The 13,379-nt window shown below is 67.8% G+C and carries 12 protein-coding genes; 7 read left to right on the top strand and 5 right to left on the bottom strand.

Annotation, left to right across the window (positions count from 1 at the left end):
* Positions 1–14: 14 nt before the first annotated feature.
* A complete protein-coding gene (locus tag FB547_RS01295; RefSeq protein WP_145738976.1) occupies positions 15–2,597 on the bottom strand; it encodes an LPS-assembly protein LptD in 2,583 nt (860 codons plus the stop codon).
* Between the two features lie 234 nt (positions 2,598–2,831).
* Between FB547_RS01295 and FB547_RS01290 the strand changes: the two genes are divergently transcribed.
* The 5 genes from FB547_RS01290 (at position 2,832) to FB547_RS01270 (ending at position 7,971) form a co-directional block, all read left to right on the top strand.
* Positions 2,832–3,926, top strand: coding sequence for an aminoglycoside phosphotransferase family protein (locus FB547_RS01290; RefSeq protein ID WP_145738974.1), 1,095 nt, complete (start codon positions 2,832–2,834; stop codon positions 3,924–3,926).
* A gap of 8 nt (positions 3,927–3,934) precedes the next feature.
* Positions 3,935–4,669 carry a 16S rRNA (uracil(1498)-N(3))-methyltransferase gene (locus tag FB547_RS01285; protein ID WP_145738972.1) on the top strand — a complete coding sequence of 245 codons (735 nt, stop codon included), beginning with the start codon at positions 3,935–3,937 and terminating at the stop codon, positions 4,667–4,669.
* Positions 4,670–4,732: 63 nt separating this feature from the next.
* Entirely contained in the window at positions 4,733–6,088 is a 1,356-nt protein-coding gene (locus tag FB547_RS01280) for a M20/M25/M40 family metallo-hydrolase (RefSeq protein WP_145738970.1), read from the top strand.
* A 100-nt stretch (positions 6,089–6,188) separates the two neighbouring features.
* Positions 6,189–6,650 carry a YidB family protein gene (locus FB547_RS01275; protein WP_209500338.1) on the top strand — a complete coding sequence of 154 codons (462 nt, stop codon included), beginning with the start codon at positions 6,189–6,191 and terminating at the stop codon, positions 6,648–6,650.
* A gap of 142 nt (positions 6,651–6,792) precedes the next feature.
* Positions 6,793–7,971: an MFS transporter gene (locus FB547_RS01270; protein ID WP_145738966.1), complete on the top strand. Its 1,179-nt coding sequence runs from the start codon at positions 6,793–6,795 to the stop codon at positions 7,969–7,971.
* A 16-nt stretch (positions 7,972–7,987) separates the two neighbouring features.
* On the opposite strand, the gene FB547_RS01265 is transcribed toward FB547_RS01270, so the two are convergent.
* Both FB547_RS01265 and FB547_RS01260 read right to left on the bottom strand, forming a co-directional pair.
* The gene (locus FB547_RS01265; protein WP_145738964.1) at positions 7,988–8,854 is read right to left on the bottom strand and encodes an alpha/beta hydrolase; all 867 of its coding nucleotides are present in this window, start codon (positions 8,852–8,854) and stop codon (positions 7,988–7,990) included.
* A complete protein-coding gene (locus tag FB547_RS01260; RefSeq protein ID WP_145738962.1) occupies positions 8,851–10,362 on the bottom strand; it encodes a M20 family metallopeptidase in 1,512 nt (503 codons plus the stop codon). Before FB547_RS01260 ends, FB547_RS01265 begins: the two co-directional genes overlap by 4 nt.
* Positions 10,363–10,450: 88 nt before the next feature.
* Here FB547_RS01260 and FB547_RS01255 point away from each other — a divergent pair, with 88 nt between their 5' ends.
* Complete coding sequence (locus tag FB547_RS01255) at positions 10,451–11,236, top strand: DUF72 domain-containing protein (RefSeq protein WP_145738961.1); 786 nt, start codon at positions 10,451–10,453, stop codon at positions 11,234–11,236.
* A gap of 19 nt (positions 11,237–11,255) precedes the next feature.
* On the opposite strand, the gene FB547_RS01250 is transcribed toward FB547_RS01255, so the two are convergent.
* Entirely contained in the window at positions 11,256–11,771 is a 516-nt protein-coding gene (locus FB547_RS01250) for a polymer-forming cytoskeletal protein (protein ID WP_055807343.1), read from the bottom strand.
* A gap of 137 nt (positions 11,772–11,908) precedes the next feature.
* Here FB547_RS01250 and FB547_RS01245 point away from each other — a divergent pair, with 137 nt between their 5' ends.
* The gene (locus FB547_RS01245) at positions 11,909–12,841 is read left to right on the top strand and encodes an ion transporter (protein ID WP_145738959.1); all 933 of its coding nucleotides are present in this window, start codon (positions 11,909–11,911) and stop codon (positions 12,839–12,841) included.
* Here the strand turns inward: FB547_RS01245 and FB547_RS01240 are convergent.
* On the bottom strand, positions 12,786–13,376 hold the full coding sequence (locus FB547_RS01240; RefSeq protein WP_145738957.1) for an IMPACT family protein: 591 nt from the start codon (positions 13,374–13,376) through the stop codon (positions 12,786–12,788). The two genes, FB547_RS01245 and FB547_RS01240, sit on opposite strands and share 56 nt — an antisense overlap.
* Positions 13,377–13,379 lie beyond the last annotated feature (3 nt).

Here is a 13,379-nt window from a genome sequence, read left to right as displayed (position 1 = left end):
GTTGCTCAATCGTCTCAGTCGTAATTGGTGAAGCGGCTCGGCCCTTCGGTGGGCTGGCGAAGGGGCTGGTAGCGCTGGATGTTGGTCCGCAAGGTCTGCATCGGGCTCGACCCGATGCTGGAGAACCCGACGAATTCGAGCTGGAACATGATGCGCGTGTTGGCCGTCACCGTGCCGGTCGTGATGCGCTGCAGCACCACGCGTCCGATCCAGCAGCAGCCGTCGTACTCGAAGCCGAGCACGCCGTCGGTGAGTTTCTTGTCCTGCAGGCTGTAGTTGAGCCGGCCGACCGCGTACCAGCGCCCGCCGCCCTGGCCCTTGCCCGGGCCGAGGTCCTTGCCCTTGTCGCCCCACAGGTCGTTGAGCGGCCACTGCCAGCCCACGTCGAAGGACTTGTTGCCGTCGGTGGCGAGGGGGGTGGTGGGCGCCTGGTAGCGGAAGGCCGCGCTCAGGTTGCGGTACGGACCCGGGTTGTAGCGCGCGGTGATGGCCGAGCGCTCCGACTTGCGCGTGTCGGGGTTGTACTGGACGACCGTGTCCAGGCTCCACTTGGGCGTCCAGTTGATCTGGGCGCCCAGCAGCAGGTCGCTCGCGCGGTCGGTCACCGGCGTGCCGCCCGGCAGCGTGACCCTCTGGTCGCTGAAGCGCAGCCGCTGCGCAACGCCGAAGCGCGCCGCCTCGACGCCGGTGTCGGGGTCGATCAGGCGCGAGGTGACGCCGAGCGTGAGCGTGTTGGTGTCGGAAATGCGGTCGTTGCCCGAGAAGGCGTTCTCGGTGTAGATGGTCGCGAAGCTGAAATCGTTGGCCGCCGAATCGTAGTTCGGCAGCATGCTCTGGTTGCGGAACGGCGTGTAGACGTAGTAGGCGCGCGGCTCCAGCGTCTGACGGAAGGCACGGCCGAAGTAGTTGGCGTCGCGCTCGAAGATCAGGCCGCTGTCGAGGCTGAAGGTCGGCACCGTCCGGTTGCTCGAGGTCGGGAAGAAATACAGCGAATTCGGGTTGTAGGGCACGCCGTTGACGTACTGGGTTCCGTTCACGGTGAGCCTGGGAACGTCCGACTGCGGCAGGTAGTAGTTGTACGAAGCCGTGTTCAGCTGCAGCTTCGGGATGACGAAGGAGCTCGGTGTGATGAACGGCCGGCTGATGGTGGCAATGGCCAGGGCGCGGTCGCCGTCGGGCTGCGACTGCTGGTTGATGTCGAAGCCGGGCTGGCCGGCCAGGATGGTGTTGACGCGAAAGCGCGTGTAGTCCAGGTTCAGCGAAACGTCGAAGCCGTGCCAGTCGTACTTGTTGTAGTTGGCCGTGATCTGCGGCATCCGGTCATAGGACGGAACGATCGGCGACAGGCTGTATTGCAACGTCTGGTAGCGCAGCGCACGGATGCCACCGTTCCAGTCGCCCTTGCTCCAGTTGAGCGAGGCGTCGTTCGACAGCTGGCGCTGTGCCAGCGTGGGCGTGCGCGTGAAGTCGCGCCAGTAGTCGTTGTCGCTGACCCGGTTGATGTTGATGCTGGCCGAGAGCGAATCGAGCCCCAGCGCCTTGGCATTGAAATCCTGGTGGTGATTGGCCCAGATGCCCCAGCGCTTGCTGCTGGGCGGCGCGCCGAAGCTCAGGGCCGAGGCCTGGATTTCGCCGTTGGCGAGCTGCTGCAGCTGCGCGGCGCGCGTTTCGTTGTAGCGCTGGCCCACGAGGCGGTCGCTGCCCATCAGGTCCAGCCGGATGCTGCCGCTGTATTCCTTCTCGAGGTAGCGGAATTCCGAACCCAGGTTGAGGCCGCGCTTGCTCATCAGTGTGGGCGTGAACGTGGCGTCGCGGTTGGGCGCGATGTTCCAGTAGTACGGCTGCGAGATCTCGATGCCGTTGGTGTTGTCGACGCCGATCGTGGGCGGCAGCAGGCCGCTCTTGCGCTCGTTCGACAGCGGAAAGCTCACGCTCGGGATCGGCGGCGTGCTGATGCCCATGAAGCTCAGCCGCGCGTCGGTGGCCACGCCGACGTTTTCCTCGGTGTCGGTGGTCAGCGTGGCCGCGGACAGCAGCCAGGCCGGCATCCAGCCCGGGAAATCCTCGCGGCGGCAGGTGGTGTACGTGGCGGTGCGGGCCACCGACACGTTGCTGTCGACGAAATCGATGCGCTGCGCCTCGCCATGCCCGCCGGTGGCAAGGAAGGAGTAGCGCACGTTGTTGAAGAAGCCTTCGAAGGTCTCGAGCTTGAGCTCGAGCTCGGGGCCTTCGTACACGTTGCCGGCCTGGTTGACGCGCACATTGCCGCGCGCCTTGGCGCGGTCGTCGGGCTGGTAGTACTCGAGCCGGTCGGCGGTGATGGCGACTTCGCCGCGACGCAGCGTGGCATGGCCTTCGACCACGGTTTCGAGGTCCTGGCGGCCCGACAGGCGGTCACCGGTGATCAGGCTGGGCAACTGGCTGCGCTCGGCGGGCGGCAGCGATTCAGTCAGCTGCGGCGTGCGCTTGAGCGTGAGCGGGCCATCGAGGCCTCCGGCCGGCTGGGCCGAGGCGCCGTGCGCGTGCAGCAGCGCCAGCGACAGCACGGCCAATGGCAGGGGCGGTCCGGAACGCCGCAAGGCAACGCGCCGCCTCATCAGGCCTCCCGCCGCATCGTTCCGGCGGAGGTCCGCAGTCTTCCCGAGGAAGGCTGCGAGTGCACAGGGTGCCAAGCGTGGGGGCTTTGGATCGTAGGCATCGGTCAGGAACGAAGGATCGTCGGGAGGACGGCGCGGCAGGCCGGCAGGTTGCAGGAGCCGGCGGCAACTCTGTTCGACCAGGGAGGACCGCAGGAGTTGCCGCGCCAGGCGGATTTGTAGAATCGATTATCCATGACAGCACCCCCGCTCCCGGCCTCCGAGCCCATCCCCTCCGCCACGGCCATTCTCTGGACAGATCCGCAGCGGGCCGCGGCGTTCCAGAACTGGCTGGCCGGCATCGGCGCCGCGCACGGCCTGCTGCCCGAGACGGTGCGCCTTGCCTCCGCCGATGCGAGCTTTCGCCGCTACTTCCGCATCGACGCCACGGGGAGCGCCGCCAGCCGCATCGTGATGGATGCGCCGCCCGACAAGGAGAACAGCGAGCCCTTCGTGCAGGTTGCCCGCCTGATGGCCGAGGCCGGCGTGACCGCGCCGCAGGTGCTCGAGTGGGACCGGACCCACGGCTTCCTGCTGCTCGACGACCTGGGCCGCGAAACCATGCTCGACGTGATCGACCCGGCCCGGCCCGACGCCAGCCGTCCGCTCTACGACCAGGCGATCGATGCGCTGATCCGCTGGCAGCTGGCTTCCAGGCCGGACGTGCTGCCGCCCTACGACCGCGCCTTGCTCGAGCGCGAACTGGCGCTTTTTCCCGAGTGGTACATCGGGCGCCACCGCGGCATTGCCGTCGAAGGCCAGCTCAAGGAGCGGCTGGAACGCAGCTTCAGGCTCATCGTCGAGAACAACCTGGCCTCGCCGAGCGTCTACGTGCACCGCGACTTCATGCCGCGCAACCTGATGGTCCGCAACGATGCCGATTTGGGCGTGCTCGACTTCCAGGACGCGGTCTACGGCCCCATCACCTACGACATCGCGAGCCTGATGCGCGACGCCTTCCTGAGCTGGGACGAAGAGTTCGTGCTCGACGTCACCATCCGGTACTGGGAAGCGGCGCGCAAGGCCAAGCTGCCGGTCGATGCCGATTTCGGCGCGTTCTACCGCTCGGTCGAATGGATGGGACTGCAGCGCCACCTCAAGGTGGCCGGCATCTTCGCCCGCCTGACGCTGCGCGACGGCAAGCCGCGCTACCTGGCGGACACGCCGCGCTTCATCGCCTACATCCGCTCCACCGCCAGCCGCTACATGGAACTCACGCCGCTGCTGCGGGTGATCGACGAGATCGAAGGCACGTCGGCGCTGACCGGCTTCGCCTACGGCAGGGTTTAGGGCTCTAGATGCCCCGCTTCCACTGCCCGGTGCCTTTGACCGCGGGTGCCACGCTCGAGCTGCCTCCCGGTCCCGCGCGCCACGTGCAGGTGCTGCGCATGCAGCCCGGGGACGCGCTCACCTTGTTCGACGGCTCGGGCGGCGAATACGCGGCAACCGTGGAGCGCATGGGGCGCAGCGATGTGTCGGTGGCGATCGGCGCCCATGCGCCGGCCGAGCGCGAAGCCATGCGCGCGGTGCACCTGGCCGTCGGCATGCCCGCCAACGAGCGCATGGACTGGCTGGTCGAGAAAGCCACCGAACTGGGCGTCGCGAGCATCCAGCCGCTGGCCACGGCCCACGGCGTGCTGCGGCTCTCGGGCGAGCGCGCCGAGAAGAAGAGGACGCATTGGGAAGCGATTGCCATTGCCGCCTGCGAGCAATGCGGCCGCAACCGCGTGCCGCGGATCCATCCGGTGCGGCCGTTCTCGAGCCCCTCGGCATGGACCGACGCAAATGCGGGCGCCGCCACGCTGCGCCTTGTCCTGAGCCTCGCCCAAGGCACGCGGGGCCTGGCCGATGCCACCGCCTCGGCGCCGGCCGGCGGCAGCGTGCTGGTGCTGAGCGGACCCGAGGGCGGCCTGAGCAGCGCCGAGGAACAGGAAGCGCTGGCATGCGGCTTTGCGCCGGTCACGCTCGGGCCACGCGTGCTGCGCGCCGAAACCGCAGCACTCGCCGCGCTGGTATTGCTCGCCGCCCCTTGAGGAATGCTTTCCGCGAAGGCTTGCCACACCCACTCCCCATCACAAGAAAAGGATCTCCACGCCATGCCTCGTTCGCCCCGCGCCCTCCGGCTCGCTCCCCTTATGCTGGCCATGCTCTGCGCCGTCCACGGCGCGCAGGCCCAGAACACCGCCGTGGCGCCCACGCCGGCACAGGTCACGCCCGAGGTGGACAAGACCTTCACCCAGCTGATGGCGGCGCCCGCGATCCAGAAGCTGCTCGACGCGGTCAAGGCCGACCATGAGCGCTCGGTCGAAGACCTCAAGATGCTGACCGAGATCGAAGCGCCGCCGTTCAAGGAAAGCAAGCGCGCCGAAGCCTTCCTGGCACGCATGAAGGCGCTCGGGCTCGCCGACGCGAGGATCGATGCCGAAGGCAACGTGATCGGCCTGCGCAAGGGCACCGGAAACGGCCCCAAGCTTCTGGTGTCGGCCCACCTGGACACCGTGTTCCCCGCCGGCACCGACGTGAAGGTGAAGGAGCATGAGGGCAAGCTCCACGCGCCCGGCATCGCGGACGATACGCGCGGCCTGTCGGTGCTGCTGTCGTGGCTCAAGGTGCTCAACGACAACAAGATCCAGACCGTGGGCGACCTGCTCTTCGTCGCCAATGTCGGCGAGGAAGAGCTGGGCAACCTGCGCGGCATGAAGGCCATCTTCCGCGACCATCTCGACATCGACGGCATGGTGGGGCTGGAGCCTTCACCCGACGGCAACGTGCTGGTCCTGGGCACGGCGAGCCATCGCTATGAAGTCACGTTCAAGGGACCGGGGGGCCACAGCTTTGCCGCGTTCGGCCAGGTGCCCAGCGCCATCCACGGCATGGGCCGCGCCATTGCCAAGATCGCCGAAGTCCGCACGCCCAGCTTTCCCAAGACCACCTTCACCGTCGGCACCGTGGGCGGCGGCACCTCGGTGAACACCATTGCGCCCGATGCCCGCATGGCCATCGACATCCGCTCGGACGACATGGCGTCGCTGCTGGAAACCGAAAAGAAGATCCTCGCGGCCATCGACGAAGCGGTGGCCGAGGAGAACAAGCGCTGGAACGTGGCGACGCTGAGCGCCAGCAACAAGCTGATCGGCGACCGGCCGGGCGGGCGCACGCCGTCCGATTCGGTGATCGTGGAGGCGGCCGTCCGCTCGAACACCGCCTTCGGCCACAAGACGCTGCTGCGCGGCGGCAGCACCGACGCCAACGTGCCGATGTCGTACGGCATCCCGGCCATCATCATCGGCGGCGGCGGAAAGTCGACCGGCTTCCATGCCCTGAGCGAATCGATCGACGTGACAGATGCCTGGAAAGGCGCGCAGAATTCGCTGGTGACAGTGCTGGGTCTGGTCGGCGTGCAAGGGGTAAGCCCCGCATTGCTGCCGAAACGCGCACCGCGTCCCAGGTAATTTGTCACGCTGCGGGCTTAAAAGTAAACAAGCTTGCTCGCCCGGGGCCCCTCGCGCTGGGAAAATGCCAGCGGTTCTGTCACACACCAAGGAAACGTCCATGGGAATGCTCGATTCGGTACTCGGCCAGGTTCTCGGGGGCGCCGCCCAACAGCAGCAGCCGCAAGGCGGCGGCATCGGCGGGCTGGGAGACCTGGGAGGCCTCGCTGGCGCGCTGGGCGGCCTGCTCGCCAACAACGGCGGCACGGGTGGCCTTGGAGGCCTGGTCTCGAAATTCGAGCAGGCCGGCATGGGCGACGTGATCGGCTCCTGGATCGGCAAGGGCGAAAACCAGCCCGTGTCCGGCGGCCAGTTGGAGAACGCGCTGGGCAGCGACACCATCGCCAGCATCGCCTCCAAGCTTGGCATCAATGCGCAAACGCTGCTGCCCATGCTGGCCACCATGCTGCCGGCCCTGATCGACCAGCTCACGCCGCACGGCAAGGTGCCGGAGCAGGGCCTGGACAACCCGAACGACCTGCTGGGTACGCTCGGCAGCCTGCTGCAGAACAGGCAGCCTTGAGCGAACTGTTTGCTCATCGGAAATTCCGGCGCCCGCGAGGGCGCTTTTTTTTTGCCTGCCGCATTTCGGCTGGCGCATCCAGGGCGATTCGCGTAGAACCGCAGCCTTCCATGCCGCAACACGCCTTCGCCGCCATTTCTCCATGAACCGCAACCTCTGGCTGCTCGCCATCTGCCAGGGCCTATTCCTGACCAACAACGTCACCTTCATTGCCATCAACGGGCTGGTCGGCCTGGGCATCGCGCCGCGCGGCTGGATGGCCACGCTGCCGGTCATGGGCTATGTGGTGGGCGGGGCGCTCACCACCGGGCTGGTGGCGCGCACGCAGCAGCACTTCGGGCGGCGCGGGTCGTTCCAGATCGGGCTGGCGGTGGGGCTGGGCTCGGCCTTGCTGTGCGCCTTCGCGGCCATCTCGAAGAACTTCTGGCTCCTGTGCCTGGCCACGCTGGTGGCGGGCTACTACAACGCCAACGCCAACCTCTATCGCTTCGCGGCCGCCGAACTCGCGGCCCCGGCCTGGCGCGAGAAGGCGGTGTCGCTGGTGATGGCCGGCGGCTTGATCGGCGCGGTGGCGGGGCCCAACCTCGCGGCCGCCACGCGCGAAGCGTTCGCGGTGCCGTTCGCGGGCGCCTACATCGCGCTGGCGGCGGTGGCGCTGGTGTCGATGGTGGTCATGCGCTTCATCGAGTTTCCCGCCACGCTCACGCGCCAGCAGGCGCTGGGCGGGCGGCCGCTGTCTCAGATCATGCGCCAGCCGGTGTTCATTGTGGCGGCCGCGGCGGGCGCGCTGGGCTTTGGCGTGATGAACCTGCTGATGGCCGCCACGCCCATTGCCATGCAAATCTGCAGCCTGCCTTTTTCCGACGCCGCGCTGGTGCTCGAATGGCATGTGATCGGCATGTTCGCGCCGGGCTTCTTCACCGGCCACCTGATCCGCCGCTTCGGCGCGCTGCCGGTGATGGGCGTGGGGCTCGCGCTGAACTTTGGCTGCATCGCCGTTGCGCTGTCGGGCGTGACGCTGCAGCACTTCCTCGTGGCCCTGTGCCTGCTGGGCGTGGGATGGAATTTCCTGTTCACGGGCAGCACCACGCTCTCGCTCACGGCCTACACCGCGGAAGAGCGCGACCGGGCGCAGGGCGCACTCAATTTCTGCGTGTTCGCGACGCTCGCGCTGACTTCATTCGCCTCGGGCGTGCTGGTCACGACGCAGGGCTGGCAGCTGCTGAACTACGGCTCGCTGGTGCCGGTGGCGCTCACGGGCGCGGCACTGCTCTGGCTCGCGCAGACGCGCCGGCGCGCGGCTGCGGCCGCGAGCGCCTGAAGCGCTTCCTCCTTCTTCAGTCCGGCGGAAAGCGCTTGCCGAGCCAGCGCTGCAGCGCGGCGAACACGGGTTCAGCCTCGAGCTCGTTGAATATCTCGTGGTACATCGATTCGAAGCACTGCGCTTCGACCATGCCGCCGGGCGCGGCGGCAGCCGCGAAGGCCCGGCTGGCGGCCGGCGCCACCAGGCGGTCGTCGCCTGCATACAGCAGCAGGGTCGGCACCGGCCAGTGCGCCGCCGCCTGCTGCACTATCGCCCCTTCGTGCGCCAGAAAGCGAGCGAGCCGGCTGCCGATGCGGTCGTGCGTGAGCGGATCGTCGCGGTAGGCCTGCACCACCGCCCGGTCGTGCGAAAGAAAGTTGTCGTCCAGGCCGTTGCCGACGCGCAGCCCGGGCGCAATGCGCGGCAGCACCGCGAGCAGCGCCTTCTGGAACCAGTTCAGGCCCGGGTCGAGCCCTGGCGAGGACAGCACCAGCCCGTCGACCGGCCGCACACCGCGCGCCACCAGGCTGGCCGCGACCAGCCCGCCCAGGCTGTGGCCGAGCAGCAGCAGCGGCAAGCCGGGGTTCTCGCGCCGCGCATCGTCGATAACCAGCGCGAGGTCTTCGACCAGCCGCAGTTCGCCGGGCAGCACGCCGCGCGCACCGGACGATCCGCCGTGGCCATGATGGTCATGGGCCCACACTGCGAAGCCCCATGCGTGCAGGCGCGCCGCAAGTGGGTGATAGCGCCCGGCATGCTCGCCGAGCCCATGCACCAGCACGACGACGCCGCGCGATGCGCCGGCCGCCGGAAGGCGGCGCAGCAGCAGTGTTTCGCCGTCCGGCGTGGGCAGCGAAACCCGCTGCGGCAAAGGCAGCAGCTGCGCCGCCGCCGGGCTCAAGCGGCCGCCGGCTCCGCAGCCGCGGCGCGGTGCGCGGCCGGCAGCGCCGCAATCACCTCGGCCACCGCAGCCGTGAGCTTCTTGGCGTAGGGCACGTGCAGGAATTCATTGGGGCCATGGGCATTGCTCTTCGGACCCAGCACGCCGCAGACCATCATCTGCGCCTTGGGGAAGCCGGCGCTCAGCATGTTCATCAGCGGAATGGTGCCGCCCTGGCCGATGTAGCCGCAGGATGCGCCGAAATGCGCCCGCGAGGCCTTGTTGAGCGCATCCTCGAACCACGGCGTGATCGTCGGCGCATTCCAGCCGGTGGCGCCGCCGCCGCTTTCGAAGGTCACGCGTGCCTGGTAGGGCGCGTTGTCCTCGAGCAGCGTCTTCAGCTGCTGCACCGCTTCGGCCGCATCGACCAGCGGCGGCAGGCGCAGCGACAGCTTGAACGCGGTGTAGGGGCGCAGCACGTTGCCCGCGTCCTTCAGCGCCGGAAAACCCTCGGCGCCGGTCACCGAGAGCGTGGGCTTCCAGGTGCGGTTGAGCAGCGCCTCGACCGGATCGGTGGTGGTCGGCAGCGCGAACACGGTCGAGCCGCCGCAGTCGTAGTGCGCCCACGGGAAACGCTTGTAGACCTCGTCGCCCAGGATCGCCGCGGTGGCCCTGGCCTGCGCCAGGCGGTCGGCCGGCACTTCGCAGTGGAAGCTCGCGGGCAGCAGGCGGCCGGTGGCGCTGTCCTCGAGGCGGTCGAGCACCTGCCGCATGATGCGGAAGCTCGAGGGCACGAGACCCGACGCATCGCCCGAGTGGATGCCTTCGGTCAGCACCTCGACCTTGAGCGTGCCGCTGGCCATGCCGCGCAGCGAGGTGGTGAGCCACAGCTGATCGTAGTTGCCGGCGCCGGAGTCGAGGCAGATCACCAGTTCGACATTGCCCAGCCGCGGACGCAATGCGTCGACATACGGCAGCAGGTCGTAGGAGCCGCTTTCCTCGCAGGTCTCGATCAGCCCGACGATGCGCGGATGCGCCGCGCCCTGGTTCTTGAGCGCCTGCAGCGCGGCAATGCTGGCGTAGACCGCATAGCCGTCGTCGGCGCCGCCGCGGCCGTAGAGCAGGCCGTTCTCGTACTTGGGCGTCCAGGGGCCGAGGTCGTTGCGCCAGCCGGTGAATTCGGGTTGCTTGTCGAGGTGGCCGTACATCAGCACGGTCTCGCCCATGTCAGTGCCGGTGGCCGGCACTTCGAAGAACAGCACCGGCGTACGGCCTTCGAGGCGCACGATCTCGAGCTTCAGCCCCTCGACCTTCTGCGCCTCGACCCAGGCCGCCGCATTGCGCAGCACGGTTTCAAGGTAGCCGTGGGCCGACCAGTCCTTGTCGAAGCCGGGCGACTTGGCGGGAATCGCGATGTAGTCGGTGAGTTGCTTGAGGATGTCGCCATCCCACTGGGCGGTGACGTCGGACAGGGCACGCTCGGCATCGAGCAGGCCGGTGGGCATTTCGCGGTGCAGGGGGGCGTTCATCGGGTTCTCCGCGGGGAAGGAAAAAAACGCATTTTGCGCCCTTGGGCGAGCGCGCGTAGAGTGCGGCGATCTCAACCCGGAGCGCAATGTGAGCAAGGCAGCATCGACTCGGATCAAGGTGGGCATCGGCGGCTGGACCTACGAGCCCTGGCGCGACAATTTCTATCCCAAGGGGCTCGCGCAGGCAAAGGAGCTGCGCTATGCAAGCCGCCAGGTCAGCGCCATCGAGATCAATGGCACCTACTACAGCACCTTCAAGCCCGAGACCTTCCGCAAATGGCACGACGAGGTGCCGGAGGACTTCATGTTCTCGATGAAGGCCTCGCGCTTCGCCACCAATCGCAAGGTGCTGGCCAGCGCGGGCGATTCGATCAAGCGCTTCATCGACAGCGGCGTGAGCGAACTCGGCGACAAGCTCGGCCCGATCGTGTGGCAGTTCATGCCCACGAAGCCCTTCGATGCGGAAGATTTCGAGGCCTTTCTCGAGCTGCTGCCCAAAAAGGAAGGCAGCCGCGCGCTGCGCCACGTGATGGACGTGCGGCACCCGAGCTTCATCACGCCCGGCTACCAGGCGCTCGCGAAGAAGCACAAGGTCTCGACCGTGTTCACCGACGCGGACAAGTTTCCTTCGTTCGAGGAGCCCGAAGGCGACTTCGCCTATGCGCGGCTCATGATGGCCGACGCCAAGCTCAAGACCGGCTATGCGCCGAAGGCGCTCGACACCTGGGCCGAGCGCGCGCGGCAATGGGCCGAAGCACCCAGGAAGCGCGACGTGTTCGTCTACTTCATCAACGGCGCCAAAGAGAAAGCACCGGCCGCGGCCGGTGCCTTGCTGGAGCGCCTGGGTTGGAAGCCGCCTGAAGAGGCGGCCTGAGCCGAAAGAGCCTGATCGGTCAGGCTGCGGCTTGCAGCGACGGCTTGGCGCCGAAGCTGATTTCGCCGGACAGCTGGCCGCCTTCCTCGATCACGATCTTGCCGTAGCGGATCTTGCCGGTGACCTTGCCGGTCGAGTGGATCACGAGCTTTTCGCGCACCGTGAGGTTGCCGTCGAACACGCCGCGGATCTCGGCGATGTCGATCTCGGCCGAGCCCTTGAACTCGCCCTGTTCGGCGATCTGCATCAGGCGCGAGTCCATGGTTGCTTCGACCAGGCCTTCGACCACGAGCGTGTCGCAATCGGTGATCTCGACGCCCTTGAGCTTGATGTTGGGGCCGACGGTGAGCTTGCTGCCGCCTTCCTTGGCCGGCGCGGTCGCTGCAGAGAGGCCCCCTTGCTGCGCGGTCAGCGACGAAGGATTGACGGGCGAGCCCGAGAGATTGGTGCCCGAGCCCACCAACGGCGCGGGACGAGAGGTCAACGAGTCGGTGTCACGATCACGCTTGCCGAAAAAGGGGGACTGTGTGGCCAATGGGGAGCTCCTCAACAAAACGACTATCGTAAGAACCCGCTCGCGGCCTGCGGCACTTCATTGCGCAATAAACGTAACCGAATAAGTCCCGCAGCACGCCGCCAATGCCGCTTCCCCGTGCCCCGGCCACCGAAAAGATGACCCGATCGAACACCGCACCTGCCGCCCGGACCCTCGCGATCTCCTCGACCATCGATTCGCGCTTCGACAAACCTGCGAGCGGCTGGCGGCGCCGGCTGTTCACGGTGATCTTCGAGGCCGACACGCGCGCGGGTCTGCTGTTCGACCTCGCCTTGATCGCCGTGATCGTGGCCAGCGTGCTGGTGGTGATCCTCGACAGCGTGCAGTCGATCCGCGAACAGTGGCGGCCCGTGTTCAACGCGCTCGAATGGATGTTCACCATCCTGTTCACGCTCGAATACATCGCGCGGCTCGCCTGCGTGAACAAGCCGCTGCGCTACGCGCTGAGCTTCTATGGCGTGATCGACCTGCTCGCGCTGCTGCCGACCTTCCTGGTGGCGCTCGCGCCCGAGCTCGCCTACCTGATCGACGTGCGCGTCCTGCGGCTTTTGCGCGTGTTCCGCATCTTCAAGCTGTCGCGCTATTCGGTGGAATACCGCGCGCTGGTCTCGGCCGTGGCCGCGAGCCGGCGGAAGATCACGGTGTTCGTGGGCTTCGTGATGCTGGTGGTGCTGGTGATGGGCACGCTGATGTACGTGGTGGAAGGCCCGCAGCACGGCTTCACGAGCATTCCGGTGGCGATCTACTGGGCCATCTCGACCATGGCCACGGTGGGCTTCGGCGACCTCGTGCCGAAGACGGATCTCGGCCGCGCGATTGCCTCGGTGATGATGCTGCTGGGCTGGGGCGTGCTCGCGGTGCCGACCGGCATCGTGACGGCCGAGATGGCCCGGCGCGGGCCCGACGACGACATGGCAGGGCCCGTAGCGCTCGCATCGCGGGGCGTGCTGGCGATGACACCGCCCTCGGCCGTGGCCGTACCGGTGCGCCGGCTCACGCCTGCGGCCAGACGGCGCGCCCTTGCGCAGCATCGTCGAGGCGGGCGATGAAGGCATTCGCGTCGGGCTCGGGCAGCGTGAATGTGAAGTCCACCGCATCGCCGTGCCGCACATCGACCAGCGAGGCGCCGGCCACGGCAGCGATCTCGCGCCGCACCAGTCCTTCGAGCGCATAGGGCACGGCGCATTGCAGCAGCCGCTGGCGCACCAGCGGCACCAGCGCGGCCCCGACGCAGGCCTGCGCCACCGCGTCGGTGTAGGCCCGCACGAGTCCGCCCGCGCCCAGCTTGATGCCGCCGAAGTACCGCACCACCGTGGCAAGCACGCCTTCGAGCTGCTGGTGCCGCAGCACCTCGAGCATGGGTCGCCCGGCCGTGCCGCCCGGCTCGCCGTCGTCGTTGGCGGCCGACTGGCCACCCGCCATCAGTGCCCAGCAGACATGCGCGGCGGCGGGGTGCTCGGCGCGAAGGGATGCCACCACGGCCAGGGCCGCGGCCCGGTCGGCCACCGGCTGCACGCAGCCGATGAAGCGGCTCTTCTTGACCAGCAGTTCGCTGTGTACCGGTTGCGCAAGCGTGAAGCTCATGGA

Source organism: Variovorax beijingensis, from assembly GCF_007828835.1.
Lineage (GTDB): Bacteria > Pseudomonadota > Gammaproteobacteria > Burkholderiales > Burkholderiaceae_C > Variovorax > Variovorax beijingensis_A.
This window is presented reverse-complemented; position numbering and strand designations above follow the sequence as displayed.